Genomic DNA, 20,590 nt, shown 5'->3' on the forward strand with positions numbered 1-20,590 from the left:
CGATCCCGGAGCGTTCCGGTCAAGGGAGCGGGCGGTTTCGGCTACCCGAGGTACTTGCCCCGCAGGAAGTCCAGGTAGGCCCTCGATTCGCGCGAGACGTAGGGCGACACGAGCGTGAGCGTGTAGTAGGCCGCCAGCCCCGGATCGGCCTGCTGCAGCGCATCGCGTCCCGGCACCAGCCGTTCGAACGACAGCCAGCAGGTGGTGGTGAACACCATCTGCAGCGCGAGCATCTGCGCCTGCTCGGCCGTCGCTTCGATGACGCCGGCGGCCACGAGCGCCTCGCACAGTGCCTGGGCCGCCAGCAGGTTCTGCGCGGTGAGCGCCTGCGCGCGCTGGCCGAGCGCGGGGTATTCGCCGCTGAGGTAGGCCATGTCGCGATAGACGAAGCGGTACGCATCGATGGCCTCGAAGCGCAGGTGCAGCGACAGCCAGAGATCGTCGATCGCCCGCACGTTCGCCGCCGAGGCGTTGAGCAGCTCCAGGCGTTCCTCGAAGCGGCGGAACAGCCGCTCCACGATGAGCTGCTTCGCGTTGAAGTGGTAGTGCAGGTTGCCGGGGCTGATGCCGAGATCGGCCGCGATGCGATGCGTCGACACTGCCGCCAGGCCCTGCGCGTTGAACAGCGCCAGGCTCGCCTGCAGGATGCGTTCGCGGGTCTTGAGACTGGCCACGGCTGGCGCGGTGCGTTCCGTCGGGCTTCAGCGCTTGCGGCGGCCGGGCCCCGCGCCGCCGCGTTCCAGCTGCTCGACGCGATCCTGCAGCAGGCGCACCTGTTCGCGCAGCGCCTCGATCTCCTGTGCGCCGGGCAGGCCGAGGTGCTGCATGGCCGCAGCCACGCGCTGGTCGAACACATCCTCGAATTTGCGCAGCCCGATGTCGAGCGCCGGAAAGGCACGCGCTGCAGCGCTCCGGCCGCCGGCATCGCCGCGCTTGGGCATGCCGAGCAGCGTTTCGATCACGTTGGTCTGGTGCTTGACGACGTCGTCGCGCACATTGCCCAGCGCCTTGAGGCCCGCGCGCAGCAGGCCCTTCGCGTTGCCGGGATCCTCGGCCGAAGGTGCAGGCGGTGCCGCCGCTTTCCTGCGCGGCGCGGCTTTCCTTGCGGCCGTGGTCTTGCGTGCCGGTGTCGGCTTGTCTTTCTTCTTCACGCTGTCGGTTTCATCGCGGCGTGTCGCCATGCGCTGCTCCTGAAAGATGTGCCGGAAGAGAGACCGCAGCCTGCCGCACCGGGATCAGGCCTTGAGCGCGCGCGAGCTGCGGCTGGGCCGACGGCGAGCGGCGGGCCTGGCCTTGGGGGTTTCAACCTCCGATGCGGCTTCCGCGGTGCCGGCCACGCGGCTCTCGATCTTCTTCGCGCCGGCGGCCACGGTGTCGGCGATCTTCACCGACGCGCTGGCGATCGGCTGGTGAACGCGGGTGATGGCGTTGACGACGGAGGTGCTCAGGGGCGCTTCGATGCGCGCCGCAGCCTTGGTGATCGACTCGATGCCGTTCGTGGCGGTCTCGGCGAAGCGGTCCATCAGCGCGACCAGGCGTTCGGTCTCGAGGTCGACGCGCTTGGCGAGGAAGCTGCCGTAGCCGGATGCGGCGCCGCCGAGCAGGCGATGCGCACCGGCGCGCCAGGCGTTGACGAGGGTCTTGCCGGCGTCGTTGTACTGGCCGACGACGTGGAGGGCGGCCGAGGAGATGTTCTGCGTGGACATGGTGGTTCCTTTGAAGTGAATCCGTTTCGCCGGAAGTGGCGCGACGGATTCATCTTCTTCGCAAAGCCCTAGGCCGGGAAAGCTAGATTCGTTCGATAGTTAGGCCAACTGCCCCAATTCACTCGATCGCCAGCGCGCCACTGGGCAGATGCACGCGGAACGGTTCGCGCTCGGCCACCGGTGCTGCTTCGCCATCGGCCGGCTGCTCGGGCGCGCGCACCAGCAGCACGGGGGTGGAGGCCGAACGCAGGATCTGCTCGGCGCTGCTGCCGAGGAAGAGGCGCTTGGCGCCGCGCCTGCCGTGGGTGCCCAGCACGATCAGGTCGGCGGGCCAACTCGAGGCTTCCTTGATCACGATGTCGTGCACCGGGCCCTCGAAAGTGTCGCGCAGCACGGTGTCCACGGTGATGCCGGCAGCCTCGACCTTCTGCCGGCATTCCGCGAGCAGCTTGGCGCCCGTCTCGCGGAGCAGGCCCGTCCAGTCGCCCGCATAGCTGGAATAGGCATCCATCGCCATCGCGGCGGACAGCTCGTCGACCACATGGATCAGGCGCAGGCGGCCGTTGGCGAGTTTCGCCACGGCGATCGCCTGGTCGAGGCCCTGCATCGAGGTCTGGCTGCCGTCGACGGGAACGAGGATCTGCTGGAACATGGCGCACTCCTTGGGGTGGTTTTTGAACGAATCCAGTATGGCCCCGGAGCATCCGATGGCGATTGACTCAGGTCAAGCGCCCGAAGGCGTCGCACCCCCTGCCTTTGCGCCGGCTTCGAACTTTGCCACCGCGTCCTCCAGCCGCGCGAACATCCGCCCGCTGCCCAGCGAATCGTGGAGCGGCGAGCGCCGGATCAGCTCCATGACGCCCGGCGTCAGGCCGACGAGCCAGATTTCCCTGCCGCTGCTGCGTGTCTTCTTTTCCGCGGCGATCAGCATCTTCAGCGCCGTGTACTCGAGATCGAACACAGCACGCAGGTCGAGCACGATCACGCGGGGATCGGCCTGCGAGATCAGATGCGAGATCTTGTGGCCCAGACGCGCGGCATTCGCGAAGTAGATGCGACCTTCGGGACGCAGGATCAGCAATCCATCGATCTTCTCGTCATCGGGGTGCTCGGGCGACGTCGCCCTGAACAGCCTGGTTCCGGGTTTGCGCGCCAGAACGTGCAACGCCGGATCGGCGACCTGGTGCGCGAGCGCCAGCAGCGAGATGGCGATGGCCAGGACGATGCCCTGCAGCGTGCCGAGCAGCACGACACCCACGACCGCAGCCAGCGCCCAGACGAACTCGGTCCGCCGGATCGCGAGGATCGCCCGGAACTCCGCCGGGTCGATCAGGCCGACGGAATACACGATGACCACGGCGGCCAGCGTCGCGTGGGGCATCAGCGCGATGAACGGCGCCAGCACCAGCATCGTGCAGAGCGTACCGGCCGCAGTGACCAGCTCGGCCACCTGCGTGCGCGCGCCGGCGAGGCGATTGACCGCCGTCTGCGTCGTGCCGCCGCCGCCGGGCATGGCGCCCAGCAAGGCCCCGCCCAGATTCGCGGCACCCGTGGCCAGCAGCTCCCGGTTGGCGGAAGGCATCGGCTCGTCGTCCCGCACGAAGGCCCGGCCGGCTGCGACCGTCTCGGTGAAGCTCATGAGCGCGATGCCCACGGCCGCCGGCCAGAGCGCCAGGATCATCGACTGGTCGGGTAGCGTCAGGGCCGGGAGGCCCGTCGGCACCTTGCCGACCAGCCCCACGCCGTGCGACGACAGGTCCAGGAGCGCGACGCCGGCGATCCCGGCTGCCACAGCGATCAGGGGCGCGGGCGCTTTCGGCCACAGGTGCTCCATCGTCACCAGCAGCCCCACGGTGGCCGCGCCCACGGCCAGCGTCGTGACCGACAGGTGCGGCAGGCCCGCCAGGATCCCGTACACGTTGTGGACGAAGTTGCCCTTCTCGAAGTGGATGCCCAGGAGCTTGGGCAGCTGATCCACCACGATCACGATGGCGATGCCGGCCTTGAACCCCGTGAGCACCGGGTCGGAGATGAAGTTGGCGACGAAGCCGAGCCGCAGCAGCGACGCAAGCACGAGCGTGATGCCCACGAGCGCGGTCAGGGTGGCGGTGGCGGTCGTCAGGGCGGCGAGGTTGCCGTCCGGCACGACCTTGCCGAGCGCGGCGGCCGTCAGGATGGCCAGCGTCGCGCTCGTGCTGACGCTCAGCGGCCGGGAGGTGCCCAGGAAGGCATAGATGATCATGGGCAGGAAGGCCGTGTAAAGACCCACCTGGATCGGCAATCCCGCCACCGTGGCATAGGCCAGGGCCTTGGGAATGACCACCGCCGCCACGGTCAGCCCGGCGACGACATCCGCCTTGGCCCACTCGGTGCTGTAGCGAGGCGCACGCGCCTGCACGATCGGCTGCGCGCGCCCGGCTGGAGGGTTGGCAAGATCCTGCATGAAGAGATCCTCCCGCCGAAGCAACGGATGACCGCCCGGCCTCGGCTCGCCCGGCGACCCTCGCGAAGTCTAGGCTTCGCTGGTGCCCTTCACTTGACGTGGATCAAGCGCGGAAGCCCGGTTCAGGCCGCGGCTCGCTCGCCCAGTGCCTGGAAGATCAGCGACTTGATCTGCGCCACGCTGCCGACACCATCGACGACGCAGTGCTTCGGCGCCGCGCCGGGGTCGGTCCTGGCCCAGCTCGTGTAGTAGTGCACCAGCGGCCGGGTCTGCTGCTCGTAGACCGCGAGGCGCTTGCGCACGGTCTCTTCCTTGTCGTCCTCGCGCTGGATCAGCGCTTCGCCGGTGATGTCGTCCTTGCCCTCGACCTTCGGCGGGTTGAACTTCACGTGGTAGGTGCGCCCGGAACCCGGGTGCGACCGCCGGCCGCTCATGCGCTCGATGATGTCGGAGAAGGGCACGTCGATCTCCAGCACATGGTCGATCCGGACGCCGGCCGTGCGCAGGGCTTCGGCCTGCGCGACGGTGCGAGGAAAGCCGTCGAGCAGAAAGCCCCGTGCGCAGTCCGGCTGCGCGATGCGCTCCTTGACGAGATGGATGATCAGGTCGTCGTTCACGAGCCCGCCGGCCGCCATGACGGCCTTGGCCTCCAGCCCGAGCGGCGTCCCGGCCTTGACGGCGGCGCGCAGCATGTCGCCCGTGGAAATCTGGGGAACCCCGTATTCCTGGCCGATGAAGGCGGCCTGGGTGCCCTTGCCCGCGCCGGGGGCGCCCAACAGGATGAGTCTCATGGTGTGTCGCTTTCTGTCTTCACTCGATGGCGCTGGCCGAGCGCACGCGCTCGCGCAGCACGAACTTCTGGATCTTTCCGGTCGAGGTCTTGGGCAGTTCGCCGAAGACGATGCGCTTGGGCAGCTTGAATCGCGCCAGCAGCGGCCGGCAGAAGTCGATCAGCTCGGCCTCGGTCGCCGCGCTGCCCGCCTTGAGTTCGACGAAGGCGCAGGGCACTTCGCCCCACTTGGCATCGGGCAGGGCCACCACTGCAGCGCTGAGCACCGCCGGGTGGTGGTGCAGCGCATCCTCGACCTCGATCGAGGAGATGTTCTCGCCGCCCGAGATGATCACGTCCTTGCTGCGGTCGGTGATCTTCACGTAGCCGTCGGGATGCAGCACGCCCAGGTCGCCGGTGTGGAACCAGCCGCCGGCGAAGGCCTCCGCGGTGGCGCCGGGGTTCTTCAGGTAACCCTTCATGACGGCATTGCCGCGGAACATGATCTCGCCGATGGTCTCGCCGTCGGCCGGCACCGGCTGCAGGGTCTGGGGATCGAGCACGGTCACCGCCTGCTGCAATGGATAGGGCACCCCCTGGCGGCTGTTGAGGCGCGCGCGCTCCACGATGGGCAGCGAATCCCACCCCGGCTGCTTGGCGCAGATGGCCGAGGGGCCGTAGACCTCGGTCAGCCCGTAGACATGGGTGAGCTCGATGCCCGCCGCCTCGCAGCCTTCGATCACCGCCGCCGGCGGCGCTGCGCCCGCCACCAGTCCGCGGATGGTGCGGCCGATTCCCTCGCGCAATTCGGCCGGCGTATTGAGCATCATGCTGTAGACGATGGGCGCGCCGCACATGTGGGTGACGTGGTGCTCGCGCACGAGGGCGTAGATCTGCACCGGGTCGATGCGGCGCAGGCACACGCTGGTGCCAGCCGACAGCGCCATCACCCAGGGGAAGCACCATCCGTTGCAGTGGAACATCGGCAGCGTCCACAGGTAGACCGAGCCGTCGGGCAGGTTCCAGGCGATGGCGTTGCTCGCGGCATTCAGGTAGGCGCCGCGGTGGTGGGTGACGACTCCCTTCGGATTGCCGGTGGTGCCGGAGGTGTAGTTCAGCGCGATGGCATCCCACTCGTCGGCCGGCAGTTGCCAGGCGTAGTCCGGGTCGCCCTCGGCGAGGAAATCCTCGTAGCCGATCTCGCCCAGGCGCTGGCCGGGCGGCGCGAGATCGTCCTCGACCTCGATCACCAGCGGCCGGCGGCTGCCCAGCGCGGACAGGGCCTGCGCCATCACGCCGGAGAACTCGCGGTCGGTCAGCACCACCTTGGCTTCGCCGTGCTCCAGCATGAAGGCGATGGCCGAGGCATCCAGCCGGGTGTTCAGCGTGTTGAGCACCGCGCCGCTCATCGGCACGCCGAAGTGCGCCTCGAACATCGCGGGGGTGTTGGGCAGCATCACGGCCACCGTGTCGCCGGGACCGATGCCGCGCGCTGCGAGCGCGCCGGCGAGCCGGCGGCAGCGCGCATAGGTCTGGGCCCAGTTGCGGCGCAGGGGCCCGTAGACGAGGGCCGTGCGCTCCGGATAGACGTGGGCGGCCCGCTCGATGAAGCTAAGTGGCGAGAGTGCGACGAAATTCGCCGCGTTCTTGTCCAGCCCCAGCGCGTAGGGATTGATGTGCGTCATGGGTCTCTCCTGATGGCGCACAGAGCTTCGCGGACAAAGTTTTCACCAGCCCCGCTGAAAGATGACGAATGTTTGCAAGGGCGCCGTCGAGCCGAAGTGCGGCGGCGAGCCTAGCGTGGGCCGCCGGGTGCACCCGGCCTGAGCAGAATCCATTTGACGCATTCGAACCACGAAAAGCTCAGGACCGAGACGCCCAGCGCAGCCGCCAGCAGGGCGGGCGAGAGCGGCGCGAACGAGAACAGCCGCCCGACGGCAGGCACGGCGAGCACGAGGCCCAGCAGCGCGATCGTGCCCAGCGCGATCCAGGCGAACTGCCTGTCCGACTCGCGGTCGCGCCGCCGGGGACCGCGTGCCCACGACCGATTGGTCTGGATCAGTGCCAGGTTGGACAGCACCAGCACCATGAAGGTCAATGTCCGCGCCACATCATCGCCATCGACATCGGGTGCGGCCTGCAGCCGGGCGCCTGCGTAGACCGCCACCAGCAGCGCGAGCAACCCGATGCCTTGCCAGAGACCACGCACCAGCAATGCCGCGTCGAAAAGGCGCTGGTCCGCGCGGCGCGGCGGCGTCTTCATGGCATCGGCTTCCAGCGGCTGCGCCTCGAACACCACCGAGCAGGCGGGGTCGATGATCAGTTGCAGGAACAGGATGTGCACCGGCATGAGCAGCATCGGCCAGCCCAGCAGCACCGGAACGATGGACAGGCCGACGATCGGCACGTGCGCGGCCACCACGAAGACGATGGCCTTTCGGAGGTTCGCGAACACGCGGCGCCCGTAGCGCACCGCGGTCACGAGAGAGGCGAAGTCGTCGTTCATCAGGACCAGTGCGGCTGCCTCGCGTGCCACCTCGGTACCACGGGCGCCCATCGCGACCCCGATGTCGGCCGCTTTCAGCGCGGGTGCGTCGTTGACGCCATCGCCGGTCATCGCCACCACATCGCCGTGCGCCAGGAACGCGCGGACGAGTCGCAACTTCTGGTCGGGCTGCACGCGAGAAAAGATGTGTGCCCCGGCAAGCCGCGCTTGAAGGTCTTCATCGGACATTGCCGCCAGTTCGACGCCGGTGATGGGGGGCGCATCGGTCATCAGGCCGGCCTGCCGGGCCACGGAGAGGGCCGTCGCGGAATGGTCGCCCGTCATCATCACGACCCGGATGCCGGCTTTGCGGCATTCGGCGATGGCGTCGGGCACATCGGGTCGCACCGGATCTTCCAGACCCACGAGTCCGAGGAACCGGAACTCGAAGTCGTGCTGCAGCGCGGGCAGCGCGGCCGCGTCGAAGGTGGCCTGCGCCACGCCCAGCACGCGCAGGCCGTCCTGCGCCATCGCTCGCACCTGCGCCGCCACGATCGCGGCCTGGTCGGCATCCATGTGGCAGAGGTCGACGATGGCTTCCGGGGCGCCCTTGGCCGCGATGAGCCTTTCCTGCCGGTCCGGCGACTGCCAGACGCGCGACATGGCGAGCATTTCCGGGGACAGGGGATAGTCGTCGACCAGCGTCCAGTCGGCGTGCAAGTGCTCGGTGCCGGCGAGCAGTCGTTGACCCGCGAAGGCGATGGCCGACTCCATCGGGTCGAAGGCGCGCCGATGGCTGGCAAGCACGGCGTATTCGAGGACGCCATGCAATTCTTCCTGCAGGACCTGCCCCGCCGACGACACGCGGTCGTAGACCGCCTCGTCGGACCACACCCGCCGCACGGTCATCCTGTTGGCGGTCAGCGTGCCGGTCTTGTCCACGCACAGCACCGTGGTGGCGCCGAGCCGCTCGATGGCGGGGATGCTGCGCGCCAGGACCTTCTCGCGCGTCAGCCTCCACGCGCCCAGGCCCAGGAAGAGCGTGAGGACGACCGGGAGTTCTTCCGGCAGGACGGCCATCGCGAGGGTCAGCCCTGCGAGCACGCCGTGCAGCCAGTCGCCTCGGGTGATCGCGTAGGCAAGGGCGAGAACGCCGGCCAGCGCCAGCCCGACCGCAGCCACCCGCTTGACCACGCGGCGGGTCTCGTGCTGGATCGGCGTGGCGTCGGCCGCGATGCCCGCGAGCGACTTGCCGATGCGCCCCAGCGCGCTGTGCTCGCCGGTGGCGGTCACGCAGCCGCGCCCGGTGCCGCTCGTCACCAGCGTGCCGGAGAAAGCCTTCGCGGCGTCGGTCGCCTGCCGCGACGCCGCCGCTTCCTTGGCCACCGGCATGGACTCGCCGGTCAGCAGCGATTCGTCGACAGCCAGGTTGGACGCTTCGAGCAGATCCATGTCGGCGGGGACGCGGTCGCCTTCGGCCAGCAGCACCACGTCGCCCACCACCAGCTCTCGCGCGGCGATCCGGCGCGGCGTCGGTCCGCGAAGAACCAGCGCCTGCGGACTGGACAGGTCGCGCAAGGCATCGAGAGCACGCTCGCTGCGTCGCTGCTGGAAGAAGCTGATGCCCATCACCACGAAGACGAAGCCGAGCAGCATCAGGGCTTCGTGGGCATCGCCGAGCACCATGTAGATCGCGCCGCATGCCACGAGCAGAAGGAGCATCGGCTCCGACGCCACCGCGAGCGCCAGCCGCAGCAGGCCGCGCGGGCGCGAGACCGGCAATTCGTTCGGGCCGTCGCGTCGCAGCCGCAGCGCCGCCTCGTCCTCGCCCAGGCCGCCGTCCAGGGGATGAGGCGCGGACGGGGGCGGGGCGGTGCTCATTGAGTAACTTCCGTGCTTCGCACTGCGGTGCGAGCCCCCTTCGGAGCGGCCGGGCGCGGGCTCATGGGGCCGTCTGGCGGACTGCCCCGCGCCGGCCGTCACTTCACCACCACGACGGGCTGCTTCGCGGTGGCGAGCACGCGTTGCGCCACGGAGCCGATCAGCAGGTCGGCCACTGCACTGCGGCCCTTCGAGCCCAGCACGATCATGTCGAACTTGCCCTTGTCGGCGCAAGCCACGATTTCCTGCGCCACGTGACCGGTGCGGATCTCGATGTCGTAGCCGATGCCGTCGGCCTGCAGCAGCTTGCGGGCCGGCTTGAGTTCCTTCTCGCTGAGTTCGCGCAGGTAGTCCGCGACTTCCGCCTTGCCGACGAAGGACTTGGCATGGCGAAGGCCGGCGTCGTCGTGGACGCTGATCAGCGTGATCTTGTTCGGCGTCGTGCGCAGCAGATGCGCGAGCCGGGCCGCGTACTTGACCGCGCGCAGCGAGTTCTTGGATCCGTCGATGGCGACGAGGATCTTCATGGAATGGACCTCCGGTTGTTGTAGGTCTGCAAAGTGTAGAGCCCCGGTCAGCCTTGCCTCACCAGGGGAACGCTGCGCTTCTTCACCCGGGTGCCGTCGCGCAGTGCCGCGGGCGGATAGACGACCACTTCCGCGCCGGCCTGGATGCCGTTCAGCACCCAGGCCTCGGTGCCGTTGCGCCCGCCGATCTCCACCGGCACGAGCCGTGCCCGTCCTTCCATGACCACGAACACGGCCATGCCTTCGTCGGGCAGGGGGAACACCGCGCTCACCGGAACGCGCAGCGCCGAAGGCCGGGACACGGTCACGATCCGCACGCCCACGCGGTAGCCATCGCCCAGCGCCTGCCACGACGACGGCGGGCTCGTGATGTCGATCAGCACGTTGACGCGCTGCTCCTCGATGCCCAGGGCAGAGACCTTGGTGAACGCGGCGGGCTCGATGCGTCGCACGCGGCCCTCGAGCGCGCCGGGCGAGCCCCAGCGCTCGATGCGCGCGAGCGCGCCCACCCGGGTCTGCACGGCATCGGCGGTGAGGAGTTCGGCCACGATCTCCAGTTGCGAGACGTCGCCGACTTCGAGCACGGGCGCCCCGAGCGCCACGGTGGTCTCGCTCGGCTGCACCACCTTGAGCACGCGCCCCGCCACCGGCGAGCGCAGGGCAAAGCTGCCCGCCTGGCCTGAAGGACTTCGCGACATCAGCAGCGCCGCGCGCGCCGTCTCCAGTTCGTGCGCCGCGGCGTGGCGGCCCTGGAGGGCCGCATCGACATCCTTCTGCGCGGCCTGCTCCAGGAGCCGGTCGGACTCCACCTTCGCAGGCGCGATGAAGTTCTCGCGCGCCAGTTGCTCGGAGCGGCGCAGTTCCGATCGCGCCAGCTCGAGTCCGACGCGCGCACGCTGAACATTGGCTTCCGCCCGTTGGACGATGGCCTCGGCGACCTCCACGCGGGTGTCCTGCTCGCGCCGGGTGCGCTCGTCGAGCATCGGCGAGAGAACGGGCGTCAGCGTCGCCACGGTGTCACCGGCCGCTACCACATCGCCTTCGCGCAAGGTGACGCGTGCCAGCCGTCCGGCCAGCGGCGCAGTGACGACGTAGCGGTCGCGCAGGCGCGTGCGGGCGTCCTCCGCGATGGACTGCTCGTAGGGCCCGACGGTGGCGGTCGCCACTTCGACCGCGACGGGTCGCGGCGCGAACGCCCAGGCCACCAGGCCGGCCAGCACCACGCCCGCGGCGATCGTCATGGCCAAGGTCTTGCGCTTCATGTCAGTACCCCACGGCGCTGCGCGCCACCCGCGACGCATGAAACAAGCCGGGCCGCCGGGATTGTCCCCGGAGAGGGGGTGCAGAGCCACACGCAGTGGGCGAGGCCGGGGGTGAGTTTCATCCTAGCTTCACTCCCGCGTCTTCAGGGCAGAAACCATATCGAGCCGGTCGATGCGCCGCCGCACCACCAGCGCGCTCGCGGCCGCCGCGGCCAGCACCGCGAGCGCCGCCAGGGCATAGGTGCGCGGGGAGATCACGACCGGAAAGAAGAACTGGTCGGATTTCAGCAGGCCCGTGATGACGTGGACCAGGCCCAGGCCGCCGAACATGCCCAGCGGCAACGCCACCGCGATGCCGAGCGCCAGCTCGCCCAGCAGCAGCCCCGACACTTCGGCTCGCGTGAAGCCCAGCACGCGCAGGCTCGCCAGCTCCCAGGCGCGCTCGGCGAGCGCGATGCGGACGTTGTTGTAGACCACGCCCACGGCGATGACGACCGCGAACAGGGTCAGCACCGTGCTCATGATGAGGATGTTGCGGGCCGTCACCTCACGCATGTTGCGCAGCATCGTCGCCTTGCTGAAGGCGCCCGCCGCACGGGGCAGGCCTTGCGTGGCCTGCAGGAAGCGGGCCTCGCTGCCGCGTTCGAGCGCCAGCACGAAGCCGGTGGCCACATCGCCCTCGCCGAGTGCCCGGTTCAGTGCCGCGCGATTCATGTAGGCATTCAGGCCCATCATCTCGCGCACGGTCGCCTCCACCCGCAGCGTCAGCTGGCTGCGGCGGCCCTCCTGCACGTCGACGCGCACCGCATCGCCCACCCGCAGCCCGAGCTTGTCGGCCAGGCGGTCTGTCAGGACGATGCCGTCGCCGCCCGGCAGCGTCTGCATTCCGTCGACATCGATGATGCGCAGCAGCTCGCTGTGCACCGGACCGCCGCGCACCATCACGCGCTGCCGCCGCGGTCCGTTGACGAGCGTGGCCTGCACGTCGCGCAGCGACTCGTGGGCCAGCACGCCGGGCAGGCGCGCGAGCTGCAGCGCGATGGCGGCGTCGGCCGGCTCGGTCATCCACACCGAGACGTCGCTGCGCATCGCGAGGCCGAAGGTGCTGTCCACGATGACCTCGATCGCGTCCCGGAAGAAGTTGCCCATCACGACGATGGCCAGCGCCGCCGCGATGCCGCCGATCGACAAGCCGGTGCGCAGCGGCTTGCGCTCCATGTTGCGCAGGATCATCCGCAGCGCGGGGCTCAGGCCGGTGAAGCCGAGCCGTTCCGCGATCGTGCGGCGAAAGCGCCCGGGCGCAGGTGGCCGCATGGCCTCGGCAGGCGTCAGCCGCACGGTGGCAAGAATCGCCGAGAGGGTGCCGAGCACGCTGGCGCCCAGCGTCAGCCCGCCGGCGAGCAGGACCAGGGCCGGGTCCATGCGGTGCTCGAAATGCGCGAAGTGGAAGACCTCGGCGTACAGCCCGACGAAGGCGGCGCCCAGCCAGTCGCCGAGCACGATCCCCAGCCCGATGCCCAGCGCGACGATCAGCAGCACCAGCTTCAGGTAGTGGGCTGCGATCGCGCTGTTCGGATAGCCGAGCGCCTTCAGCGCGGCGATCTGCTCGCGTTGGGTGGCGACGAGCCGCGAGATCACGACGTTGAGCAGGAAGGCCGCCACGCCCAGGAAGATCGACGGCAGCACCGTGCCGAGCACGCGCTGCTCCTTGATCTCGTTGTCCAGCATGGCGTGCGAGGTCTGGTCGATGCGGCCGCGCGGCGCGGCGCCGCCGTAGCGGGCGAGCGGCTGCGCGAGCGCGTCGATCGCCTCGGCCTCCGTGATGCGGCGTGCGCCTTCCGGTGCGAGTCGCACGGCGAGGGTGTTGAAGGCCCCGTCCATGTCGTAGGCCGCCGCCAGCGCTTCCTGGTCGACCCAGAAGATGCCGAAGCCGCGCTGGTCGGGCATGCCCCAGAGCCCGGCGAAGACGAACTCCGGCGACACGGCGACGCCGACGATGCGCAGACGCCGCTTGCGGCCATTCACCAGGGCGCCCACGGTGTCGCCAGGGCGCAGGCCGCGCGCCTGCGCGAAGCCCTGCGACACCAGCGCGTCGATGGTGTCGCGCACCGGCTCGTCGATGCCGGTCTGGTCGAACAGGCCGGCGCCCTGGACGATCGCGACCTGGTTCAGGCGCGGCGGCCGGCGACGGTCCACGCCGATCAGCTGGCCCAGTATCGGATCGCTGGTGCCGGGGACGTCGATGCGCACCACCTCCTCGATGGTCGGCTGCACGTCGGCCACGCCCGGCAGCGTCCGGAGCTGTTCGGCCAGCGCCAGCGGTGCGCGCTTGACCGTGGCGAAGACGTCGGCGAAGCGGCCCTCGGCGTAGAACGTGTCGCGCGCCACGGCTAGCGAGTCGACGGCGGAAAGACTTGTGAGGAACCCGCCCACGCCGCTGGCCACCACGAGCGCGATCGTGAGCGCCTGGCTCCACATCGAGCGCAGGTCGCGCAGCAGCTTGCGGTCGAGTGCCTTCATGGCCGGCTCACCAGGCGAGCTCCGCGGTCGTCGCGCGCTTCGCATTGCGCTCGATGCGCTGGACCCGGCCGTCCGCCAGGTAGATGACACGATCGGCCATGCCGGCGATCGCCGCGTTGTGCGTGATCACCAGCGCAGTGGTGCCCAGTTCGAGGTTGATGCGCGCGATGACGTCGAGCACCAGCTTGCCCGTCGCATAGTCCAGCGCGCCGGTCGGCTCGTCGCACAGCAGCACCTGCGGCCGCTTGACGATGGCGCGCGCGATGGCCACGCGCTGCTGCTCGCCGCCCGAGAGCTGGGACGGAAAGTGGTCCCGGCGGGCCGTCAGCGCGACCCGTTCGAGCGCTTCGTCGATGGGCATGGGGTCGGCCGCGATGTCGGTCACCAGCGCCACGTTCTCGCGCGCCGTCAGGCTGGGGATGAGGTTGTAGAACTGGAAGACGAACCCGACGTGCTCGCGCCGGTAGCGGGTGAGCGCCTCGTCGTTGGCGGATGTCAGGTCGTGGTCCAGGTAGCGCAGGCTGCCGGTGGTGGCCACTTCCAGGCCGCCGAGGATGTTCAGCAAAGTCGACTTGCCGCTGCCCGACGGCCCCAGGAGCACGACGAATTCGCCCGCCGCGATGTCCAGGTCCACGTCGCGCAGGGCGATCACGTCCACGTCTCCGGCGTGGTAGGTCTTGCCCAGGCCGCGGGCACGAAAGACAGGTGGAAGCGGCGGGGCGGCCATGTCCGATGTTTCGGCATTCGACGACGACAGGCCTTGATCTGGCTCAAAGGGCGGCAGGCCGGCCGGCGATTGCGCTGGGGGACGGCCGGGTCGCAGGACGCCGCGTTAAGGAAACGCTAAGACCTCGGCGACACGATGGACCTCCAAGGAGTTGCCATGAGGTTGTTGAAATTGCACCGGCCCACACGTCAGCGGTCCGCGCCCACCGCGGCCTGGATCGCCGCCATCGTTGTCGTCTTCGTCGCGCCGGGGGCTGGCGCTGCCACCCCCGCAGAGCTGCTCGCCGGCTACGTCGGGGAAGCAGGAGCCCCCGCGGACCCCGCACGAGGGCAGTCGATGTTCAACAGCCGCCACGGGCGCGATTGGAGTTGCGCCTCGTGCCACGGCGCGGTGCCCTCCGCGCCCGGGCGGCACGCCGCGACCGGCAAGCCCATCGCCCCTCTGGCGCCGGCTTTCAACCCCGAGCGGTTCACCGATGCCGCCAAGGCCGACAAGTGGTTCCGCCGCAACTGCAATGACGTGGTGGGCCGCGAGTGCAGCGCCGCGGAGAAGGCCGATGTGTTGAGTTGGTTGATCAAGCTCAAGCCCTGAGGCGATGACGATGCAGACACTTCACCCGGAAATACCCACCATGGCCGACCGCTTTCGCCACGCACGCGCATGGGCCTGCATGCTTGCCGCGCTCTTCGGTTCCACGTCCTGGGCCGACGAGAAAGGCGGTGCCGCGCGTGTGCCCCTGCTGCCGAAGTACCGCGAGGAGTGCGCCGCCTGCCATATCTCCTATCCGCCCGGCATGCTGCCGGCGGCCTCGTGGCAGCGCATCATGGCGACCCTGCCCCGTCACTACGGCACCGATGCCTCGCTCGACCCCGCCACGGTGAGCGCGCTGGCAGGCTGGCTGAGCGCCAATGCCTCGACCAGCGGGCGGCGCAGCGAGCCGCCACCGGAAGACCGCATCACCCGCTCTGCCTGGTTCGTCCGGGAGCACCGGGAGGTATCGCCCGCCATCTGGAAGCTGCCCGGCGTCAAGAGCGCCTCCAACTGCGCAGCCTGCCATACCCAAGCCGATCAAGGAGATTTCAATGAACGCAACGTCCGCTACCCCCGCTGAACGCGATAGAGCCGCCCCGGGGTCCGCCAGGATCCTCGTCTGGGACGTGCCGGTGCGCGTCTTCCACTGGCTCATCGTGCTGTGCTTTGCCGGCGCCTACCTCACCGCGGAGCGCGAGTCGTGGCGCCTGGTGCATGTGACGCTGGGGTACACGATGGCCGGCCTCGTCGTCTTTCGCCTCCTGTGGGGCGTCATGGGTACGCGCCATGCGCGCTTCTCGAACTTCGTGCGCGGGCCGGGGGCTGTCATGGACTACGTTCGCAGCGCGCTTGGCGGGCGCACGCAGCACTATGCCGGGCACAACCCCGCGGGCGCCATCGCCATCGTTGCGCTGCTCGCACTCGCGCTCGCGGTGACGGCGTCGGGCTGGGCCACTTACCAGGACACCGGAGGCGAGTGGCTGGAAGAGTTCCACGAAGCCGCGGCCAACATCATGCTCGGCGTGGTCGGCTTTCATATCGCCGGCGTGCTCCTCGGGAGCTGGCTGCACCGCGACAACCTCATCGGCGCCATGATCACCGGCCGCAAGACGGGTCGCCCCGAGGACGGCGTGCGCCGCGCCTGGCGCAGCGTCGGCATCCTCATGCTGGTCGCGGTGTTCGGCTTCTGGTGGACCCAGTGGAACAGTGCGCCGACGGGTGGCGACAACGGGCCGGCCGCCGTATCCGGCAAAGCGGCCAGGCAGGTTCAGGACGACGATTGACCCCCATGCGCGTTCTATTGGCCGAAGACGACCCCCTGCTCGGCGACGGACTTCGTGCGGGGCTGCGACAACTCGATTTCCAGGTCGACTGGGTGCGCGACGGCGAGGCTGCCGAACGTGAACTGCGCGCGGAGCCCTATGCGGCGGCAGTCCTCGATCTGGGCCTGCCGCTGAAGGACGGCCTGCCTGTGCTCGCCGCCGTGCGCAAGGCCGGCGTTGCAATACCCATCCTTGTCCTGACGGCGCGCGACGGCGTGCCGGACCGCATTCGGGGGCTCGATGCAGGGGCCGACGACTACGTCGTCAAGCCCGTCGACCTGCATGAACTCGCGGCGCGCCTCAGAGCCCTGATTCGCCGCGCTCACGGCCAGCCACAGGAATGTCTTCGCACCCAGGATGTCGAACTCAATCCGGCTGCCCACACGGTGCACCTTGCGGGCAAGGCGGTTGCGCTGCCCGCTCGCGAATTCGCCCTGCTGCACGCGCTGATGCTGAATGCCGGACGGGTACTCTCGCGCGAGCAACTCGAGCAGCGCCTGTACAGCTGGGGCCAGGAAGTGGAGAGCAACGCGATCGAGGTGCATGTGCATCACCTGCGCCGCAAGCTCGGCGCCGCGCTGATCCAGACCGTGCGGGGCGTGGGCTACATGCTCGTGCGCGACAAGCCGGGTCGCTGATGACGATGCCCGCCTCGCTCCAGGGTCGCCTGCTGTCGCTCGTGCTGGGCCTGGTGACATGCGTGTGGCTCGCATCCGCGGTGACGACCTGGCTGGACGTGCGCCACGAACTGGATGAACTCCTCGACGGTCATCTGGCGCAGGCGGCCGCGATGCTGGTTGCCCAGCAGATGCACGAGCCGTCCGAGGAGGACCAGGGCGTCGAGGCCCCGGTCCTGCATCGCTACGCGCCCAAGGTGGCTTTCCAGGTCTTCCATGAAGGCCGGCTCACGCTCCGTTCCGCCAACGCGCCTGCCAGGCCGATGATCGACCCCGGCCGGCACTTCAACGCGGGCTTCAGCACGACCGGGATCGACGGTTCGACATGGCGCGTCTTCGCAGCCCACGGCAGCGAGCGCGATGTGCAGGTGTATGTGGGCGAGCGTCTGGACTCGAGATCCTCGATTCTGTGGGCCGTGCTGCGAAGCGCGCTCTGGCCGGCATTCGTCGCGTTGCCTCTTCTTGCGCTCTCGGTGTGGTGGGCGGTCCGTCGCGGCACGCTGCCGCTCAGGCGGCTCGGCCAGATGCTTGCCAGGCGCGAGCCGCAGGCGTTGAGCCCGATCGCGATCGACGGCGCTCCGTCGGAGATGGCGCCGATGCTCGATGCACTCAATGGCTTGTTCCGGCGCATCGGCGACCTCCTGGAGTCGGAACGCCGCTTCACGGCCGACGCGGCTCACGAACTGCGCACGCCGATCGCCGCCATCCGCGCACAGGCGCAGGTCGCGCTCGCCGAGGCCGACGATGGCCGTCGTCGCCATGCGCTGGAAGCGACGCTCGCCGGCTGTGACCGGGCCACCCACCTGGTGGAGCAGTTGCTGACGCTGTCGCGGCTGGAGGCCGGGGCAGACCTGCAGAGCCAGCCGGTGGAACTGTGCGCCCTGGTGCGCGCCGTGGTGGCCGATGCGGCGCCGGCAGCCATCCACAAGCAGCAGATCATCGAAGTCGACGCGGCGGGCGAATGCGTGGTCCGTGGCGATCCGATGCTGTTCGTCGTGCTGGTGCGCAATCTGGTCGACAACGCAATCCGCTACAGCCCGGCGGGGGCGGCGGTTCACATCGATGTCGAGCGCCGGCAAGGCCGTGTGCGACTCGAGGTCGAGGACAGCGGCCCCGGCATGAAGGACGAAGACATCGCGCGCTGCGGAGAACGCTTCTTCCGCGTGCTCGGCAGCGGCGAGAGCGGCAGCGGCCTGGGATGGTCCATCGTTCGGCGGATCGCCTCCGCACAGCAGGCGGAGGTCCGCATCGGACGGTCGATCCGCCTGGGTGGTCTTGCCGTGAGCGTCGAGTGGGCGGCAGGGGCCTGTTCACACTGATTTCATAGTGCCCAAAGGGTTGCCCCGCAAAGGCGGCGTCTGCGGCGTTGCAAATCCTCGCCGGGCAGACAGCCCGGCTGCGGTTTGCGCCTTGCAGCCACCACCTTTGCGGGGCAACGGGCACTACGAAATCAGTGTGAACAGGCCCTAGTGAAACGCCCGAGCATCCACAGGCGTCGCGACCTGCCTCATGAAGGCCGTGAGGGCGTCGACCCTGGGAATGTGGATGTCACGGCGGCCTTTCTCGACAAACCGGATGACATCGCCGCGGGCCATGCGGGAGAGGGCGCGACTGACCGTCTCGAGCGTCATGCCGAGGTAGTTGCCGATCTCCGCGCGGGTCATGCGCAGGGAGATCTGGTCGGTGCGCAGCCCCCGCTTTTCCATTGCCTGGGCCCAGTAGTGGAGGAAGCCGGCGACCCGTGCGTCCGCCGGGAGCGCGCACAGCGACTGGAGCGATTCGTGATCGCGCGCGAGCTGCCTGCTCATCGCCTGATGCAGCGCGCTCAGCAGGGCGGGCGTGCGCAGCGCGGCCTGCAGGAGGTCTTCGTACCGGAACGACCAGACTTCGCCCGTGTCCATGGCGATCGCGTCGCAGCCGTAGTGCCCGCCGGCGATGCCATCCAGACCCAGCCAGTCGCCGCGGAAGTGCAGGGCGACCACCTGTTCGCGGCCTTCGCTCGATAGGTTCACCATCTTCACGAGGCCCGAATTCACCACGTACAGCGAGCCGAACTCCTGGCCGACCTGGTAGATCGCGTCGCCGGCATGCACCATCCGTCGCTGAACGGGAAGCGTAGCCTGCACCAGGTGGAGCGTGTCGGCAATCCGCTGGCCGAAGGAGGCCTCTTCCACTGCACGCCGACCGAGTTCGCTTGTCATTGCCCTTGCTCCTCTGTTGATTGGATGGTTGTCAGCGTAGGCGCGGTGTGAAACAGTTCACTGAATCCCCAGGTCGATTGCGTAACGCTGAGTGAACGCTTTGTAAACGGCTGGGTCCGGGGGCGATGGGCTCACCGGCTTCCGGAGGGTCTGGTCTCTTGAGTGCGATTTCCCCGCAAACCATGGCGGTGCTGGCCGGCAGGATGGGCGAGGGCGTGCTCAGGCAGCGGCTCGCCATGGAGTCGGAGCAGGTCAGCCACCACTACCGGCACGTGGAGGACTTCCTGCATCCGGAACATCTTCCCTCCGCCGGCCGGCTGATCCACCGCGTGCTCACCGCCGTGGGCCTGCGCGAGCGCGGCCGAAGCAACGCGCGCCGGATCCGGGTCGGGCGCAACCCGGTGCGCCTGGGCCGCCTGCCGCCGGCCTTCGAGGGCTGCACGCTGCTGCACCTGAGCGATCTGCATCTGGACGTGGGAAGGCACTACGTGGATGCGCTGGTGGCCACGGTGCGTGGCCTGGCCTGCGATGCGTGCGTGCTCACGGGCGACTATCGCTTCGGCATCCAGGGCTCGTGCGCGCCGGCGATCGCTGCGCTTGCGCGGCTCGTTCCTGTGCTGCCCAAGCCGGTGTTCGCCGTGCTGGGCAATCACGACGGCATCGCGCTCGTCGAGGGCCTCGAGGATCTGGGCGTCCGCGTGCTGATGAACGAGCGCACGGCACTCGAGCGCGGCAGCGCACGGCTGCACATCGCCGGCATCGACGACGCCCACTACTTCCGCACCCACGACATCGCCCGCGCGAGAGACGGCCTGGCGCCGGATGCGTGCGCGATCCTTCTTTCGCACACGCCGGAGCCCTATCGCCTCGCCGCAGCACACGGCTTCGACCTGATGCTGAGCGGCCATACGCATGGCGGCCAGATCTGCCTGCCCGGCGGCATACCCCTGCTCACCGATTCTCGCGCACCGCGTCGCGTGGCGCGGGGGCCGTGGCATTGCGACCGCATGCAGGGCTTCACGTCGGTGGGTTGCGGCTGTTCGATCATCGACGCGCGCTTCCACTGCCCGCCGGAAGTCACGGTGCATGTACTTCACGGGGCCTGACCGGCCGCGATCAGCCGGGAAAGGGTCTCACTCGCCGCCCGTGTCGTCGCTCTCGCGGTGCACGACGGTGGCATGCTGCTTGACCCTGCCGCGGCGGATCTGCTGGCTGTCTTCCAGCCTTCGATTGATCGCGTCGAAGGCATCCCGCAGCGCGATGTAGGCATCGTGCTCGTGCGCATGCGAGACGATGAGTTCCCGGCCCGGCAAGGTCATGGCGACGCGAGCCGAGAAGAACCCGCCCGTCTGTCCGTGCCGCGATTCGCGGGAGATGGTCACGCGGCAGCCCGTCAGGTCCGTGAAGTGCCGCTCGAGATAGTCGACGCGGGATCGGGCGAAGTCTTCGACAGCGTCCGAGCGCGCGACGCCGTCGAACTGGATGGCGAAAGGCAGGTTCATGTCGCGTGTTTCCAAATGCATGTCCATACGATCGCGC

Annotated in this window: 20 protein-coding genes; 6 read left to right on the plus strand and 14 right to left on the minus strand. The window is 69.2% G+C overall.

What is annotated here, in order from left to right; all coding sequences use genetic code 11:
• Positions 1-41: 41 nt before the first annotated feature.
• The 12 genes from WKW77_RS18900 to WKW77_RS18955 all read right to left on the minus strand — a co-directional run bounded on the left by WKW77_RS18900 (position 42) and on the right by WKW77_RS18955 (position 14,320).
• The gene (locus tag WKW77_RS18900; protein ID WP_340358409.1) at positions 42-674 is read right to left on the minus strand and encodes a TetR/AcrR family transcriptional regulator; all 633 of its coding nucleotides are present in this window, start codon (positions 672-674) and stop codon (positions 42-44) included.
• Positions 675-701: 27 nt separating this feature from the next.
• On the minus strand, positions 702-1,181 hold the full coding sequence (locus WKW77_RS18905) for a phasin family protein (protein WP_340358410.1): 480 nt from the start codon (positions 1,179-1,181) through the stop codon (positions 702-704).
• 54 nt (positions 1,182-1,235) lie between these two features.
• Positions 1,236-1,706 (minus strand): hypothetical protein, encoded by a 471-nt coding sequence (locus WKW77_RS18910; protein WP_340358411.1) that lies wholly within the window; start codon positions 1,704-1,706, stop codon positions 1,236-1,238.
• Positions 1,707-1,824: 118 nt separating this feature from the next.
• Positions 1,825-2,358 carry a universal stress protein gene (locus tag WKW77_RS18915; protein ID WP_340358412.1) on the minus strand — a complete coding sequence of 178 codons (534 nt, stop codon included), beginning with the start codon at positions 2,356-2,358 and terminating at the stop codon, positions 1,825-1,827.
• Positions 2,359-2,430: 72 nt separating this feature from the next.
• A complete protein-coding gene (locus tag WKW77_RS18920) occupies positions 2,431-4,149 on the minus strand; it encodes a SulP family inorganic anion transporter (RefSeq protein ID WP_340358413.1) in 1,719 nt (572 codons plus the stop codon).
• A 122-nt stretch (positions 4,150-4,271) separates the two neighbouring features.
• Positions 4,272-4,940 (minus strand): adenylate kinase, encoded by a 669-nt coding sequence (gene adk, locus WKW77_RS18925; RefSeq protein WP_340358414.1) that lies wholly within the window; start codon positions 4,938-4,940, stop codon positions 4,272-4,274.
• A 19-nt stretch (positions 4,941-4,959) separates the two neighbouring features.
• A complete protein-coding gene (locus WKW77_RS18930) occupies positions 4,960-6,603 on the minus strand; it encodes an acyl-CoA synthetase (RefSeq protein ID WP_340358415.1) in 1,644 nt (547 codons plus the stop codon).
• A gap of 110 nt (positions 6,604-6,713) precedes the next feature.
• The gene (locus tag WKW77_RS18935; protein WP_340358416.1) at positions 6,714-9,284 is read right to left on the minus strand and encodes a cation-translocating P-type ATPase; all 2,571 of its coding nucleotides are present in this window, start codon (positions 9,282-9,284) and stop codon (positions 6,714-6,716) included.
• 98 nt (positions 9,285-9,382) lie between these two features.
• Positions 9,383-9,811, minus strand: a complete 429-nt coding sequence (locus WKW77_RS18940) for a universal stress protein (protein ID WP_340358417.1) — start codon at positions 9,809-9,811, stop codon at positions 9,383-9,385.
• A gap of 47 nt (positions 9,812-9,858) precedes the next feature.
• Complete coding sequence (locus WKW77_RS18945) at positions 9,859-11,073, minus strand: efflux RND transporter periplasmic adaptor subunit (RefSeq protein WP_340358418.1); 1,215 nt, start codon at positions 11,071-11,073, stop codon at positions 9,859-9,861.
• 129 nt (positions 11,074-11,202) lie between these two features.
• Positions 11,203-13,593: an ABC transporter permease gene (locus WKW77_RS18950; protein WP_340358419.1), complete on the minus strand. Its 2,391-nt coding sequence runs from the start codon at positions 13,591-13,593 to the stop codon at positions 11,203-11,205.
• A 7-nt stretch (positions 13,594-13,600) separates the two neighbouring features.
• A complete protein-coding gene (locus WKW77_RS18955; protein WP_340358420.1) occupies positions 13,601-14,320 on the minus strand; it encodes an ABC transporter ATP-binding protein in 720 nt (239 codons plus the stop codon).
• Positions 14,321-14,476: 156 nt separating this feature from the next.
• On the opposite strand from WKW77_RS18955, the gene WKW77_RS18960 reads away from it, so the two are divergent.
• From WKW77_RS18960 to WKW77_RS18980, 5 genes are read left to right on the plus strand one after another with little or no spacing between them, the layout of a single operon-like run.
• The gene (locus WKW77_RS18960; RefSeq protein ID WP_340358421.1) at positions 14,477-14,911 is read left to right on the plus strand and encodes a DUF1924 domain-containing protein; all 435 of its coding nucleotides are present in this window, start codon (positions 14,477-14,479) and stop codon (positions 14,909-14,911) included.
• Positions 14,912-14,921: 10 nt separating this feature from the next.
• A complete protein-coding gene (locus tag WKW77_RS18965; RefSeq protein WP_422823230.1) occupies positions 14,922-15,431 on the plus strand; it encodes a diheme cytochrome c in 510 nt (169 codons plus the stop codon).
• On the plus strand, positions 15,403-16,134 hold the full coding sequence (locus WKW77_RS18970; RefSeq protein WP_340358422.1) for a cytochrome b/b6 domain-containing protein: 732 nt from the start codon (positions 15,403-15,405) through the stop codon (positions 16,132-16,134). The genes WKW77_RS18965 and WKW77_RS18970 overlap by 29 nt, the downstream gene beginning before the upstream one ends.
• Before the next feature lie 5 nt (positions 16,135-16,139).
• Positions 16,140-16,811: a winged helix-turn-helix domain-containing protein gene (locus WKW77_RS18975; RefSeq protein WP_340358423.1), complete on the plus strand. Its 672-nt coding sequence runs from the start codon at positions 16,140-16,142 to the stop codon at positions 16,809-16,811.
• A complete protein-coding gene (locus tag WKW77_RS18980; protein WP_340358424.1) occupies positions 16,811-18,169 on the plus strand; it encodes an ATP-binding protein in 1,359 nt (452 codons plus the stop codon). Before WKW77_RS18975 ends, WKW77_RS18980 begins: the two co-directional genes overlap by 1 nt.
• 147 nt (positions 18,170-18,316) lie before the next feature.
• Here the strand turns inward: WKW77_RS18980 and WKW77_RS18985 are convergent, their stop codons facing one another.
• A complete protein-coding gene (locus WKW77_RS18985) occupies positions 18,317-19,051 on the minus strand; it encodes a Crp/Fnr family transcriptional regulator (RefSeq protein ID WP_340358425.1) in 735 nt (244 codons plus the stop codon).
• 158 nt (positions 19,052-19,209) lie between these two features.
• Between WKW77_RS18985 and WKW77_RS18990 the strand changes: the two genes are divergently transcribed.
• Positions 19,210-20,157, plus strand: coding sequence for a metallophosphoesterase (locus WKW77_RS18990; protein WP_340358426.1), 948 nt, complete (start codon positions 19,210-19,212; stop codon positions 20,155-20,157).
• Between the two features lie 27 nt (positions 20,158-20,184).
• Here WKW77_RS18990 and WKW77_RS18995 read toward each other — a convergent pair whose 3' ends face one another.
• Positions 20,185-20,553: an HPF/RaiA family ribosome-associated protein gene (locus tag WKW77_RS18995; protein ID WP_340358427.1), complete on the minus strand. Its 369-nt coding sequence runs from the start codon at positions 20,551-20,553 to the stop codon at positions 20,185-20,187.
• Between the last annotated feature and the right edge of the window lie 37 nt (positions 20,554-20,590).

The sequence above is a fragment of the Variovorax ureilyticus genome, from assembly GCF_037889935.1.
GTDB lineage: Bacteria > Pseudomonadota > Gammaproteobacteria > Burkholderiales > Burkholderiaceae_C > Variovorax > Variovorax ureilyticus.

Excerpts from the sequence above, each read along its gene's own strand:
- WKW77_RS18905 (WP_340358410.1), bottom strand. The coding sequence starts at position 1,181 with ATGGCGACACGCCGCGATGAAACCGACAGCGTGAAGAAGAAAGACAAG.
- WKW77_RS18910 (WP_340358411.1), bottom strand. The coding sequence starts at position 1,706 with ATGTCCACGCAGAACATCTCCTCGGCCGCCCTCCACGTCGTCGGCCAG.
- WKW77_RS18915 (WP_340358412.1), bottom strand. The coding sequence starts at position 2,358 with ATGTTCCAGCAGATCCTCGTTCCCGTCGACGGCAGCCAGACCTCGATG.
- WKW77_RS18920 (WP_340358413.1), bottom strand. The coding sequence starts at position 4,149 with ATGCAGGATCTTGCCAACCCTCCAGCCGGGCGCGCGCAGCCGATCGTG.
- adk (WP_340358414.1), bottom strand. The coding sequence starts at position 4,940 with ATGAGACTCATCCTGTTGGGCGCCCCCGGCGCGGGCAAGGGCACCCAG.
- WKW77_RS18930 (WP_340358415.1), bottom strand. The coding sequence starts at position 6,603 with ATGACGCACATCAATCCCTACGCGCTGGGGCTGGACAAGAACGCGGCG.
- WKW77_RS18935 (WP_340358416.1), bottom strand. The coding sequence starts at position 9,284 with ATGAGCACCGCCCCGCCCCCGTCCGCGCCTCATCCCCTGGACGGCGGC.
- WKW77_RS18940 (WP_340358417.1), bottom strand. The coding sequence starts at position 9,811 with ATGAAGATCCTCGTCGCCATCGACGGATCCAAGAACTCGCTGCGCGCG.
- WKW77_RS18945 (WP_340358418.1), bottom strand. The coding sequence starts at position 11,073 with ATGAAGCGCAAGACCTTGGCCATGACGATCGCCGCGGGCGTGGTGCTG.
- WKW77_RS18950 (WP_340358419.1), bottom strand. The coding sequence starts at position 13,593 with ATGAAGGCACTCGACCGCAAGCTGCTGCGCGACCTGCGCTCGATGTGG.
- WKW77_RS18955 (WP_340358420.1), bottom strand. The coding sequence starts at position 14,320 with ATGGCCGCCCCGCCGCTTCCACCTGTCTTTCGTGCCCGCGGCCTGGGC.
- WKW77_RS18960 (WP_340358421.1), top strand. The coding sequence starts at position 14,477 with ATGAGGTTGTTGAAATTGCACCGGCCCACACGTCAGCGGTCCGCGCCC.
- WKW77_RS18965 (WP_422823230.1), top strand. The coding sequence starts at position 14,922 with ATGCAGACACTTCACCCGGAAATACCCACCATGGCCGACCGCTTTCGC.
- WKW77_RS18970 (WP_340358422.1), top strand. The coding sequence starts at position 15,403 with ATGAACGCAACGTCCGCTACCCCCGCTGAACGCGATAGAGCCGCCCCG.
- WKW77_RS18975 (WP_340358423.1), top strand. The coding sequence starts at position 16,140 with ATGCGCGTTCTATTGGCCGAAGACGACCCCCTGCTCGGCGACGGACTT.
- WKW77_RS18980 (WP_340358424.1), top strand. The coding sequence starts at position 16,811 with ATGACGATGCCCGCCTCGCTCCAGGGTCGCCTGCTGTCGCTCGTGCTG.
- WKW77_RS18985 (WP_340358425.1), bottom strand. The coding sequence starts at position 19,051 with ATGACAAGCGAACTCGGTCGGCGTGCAGTGGAAGAGGCCTCCTTCGGC.
- WKW77_RS18995 (WP_340358427.1), bottom strand. The coding sequence starts at position 20,553 with ATGAACCTGCCTTTCGCCATCCAGTTCGACGGCGTCGCGCGCTCGGAC.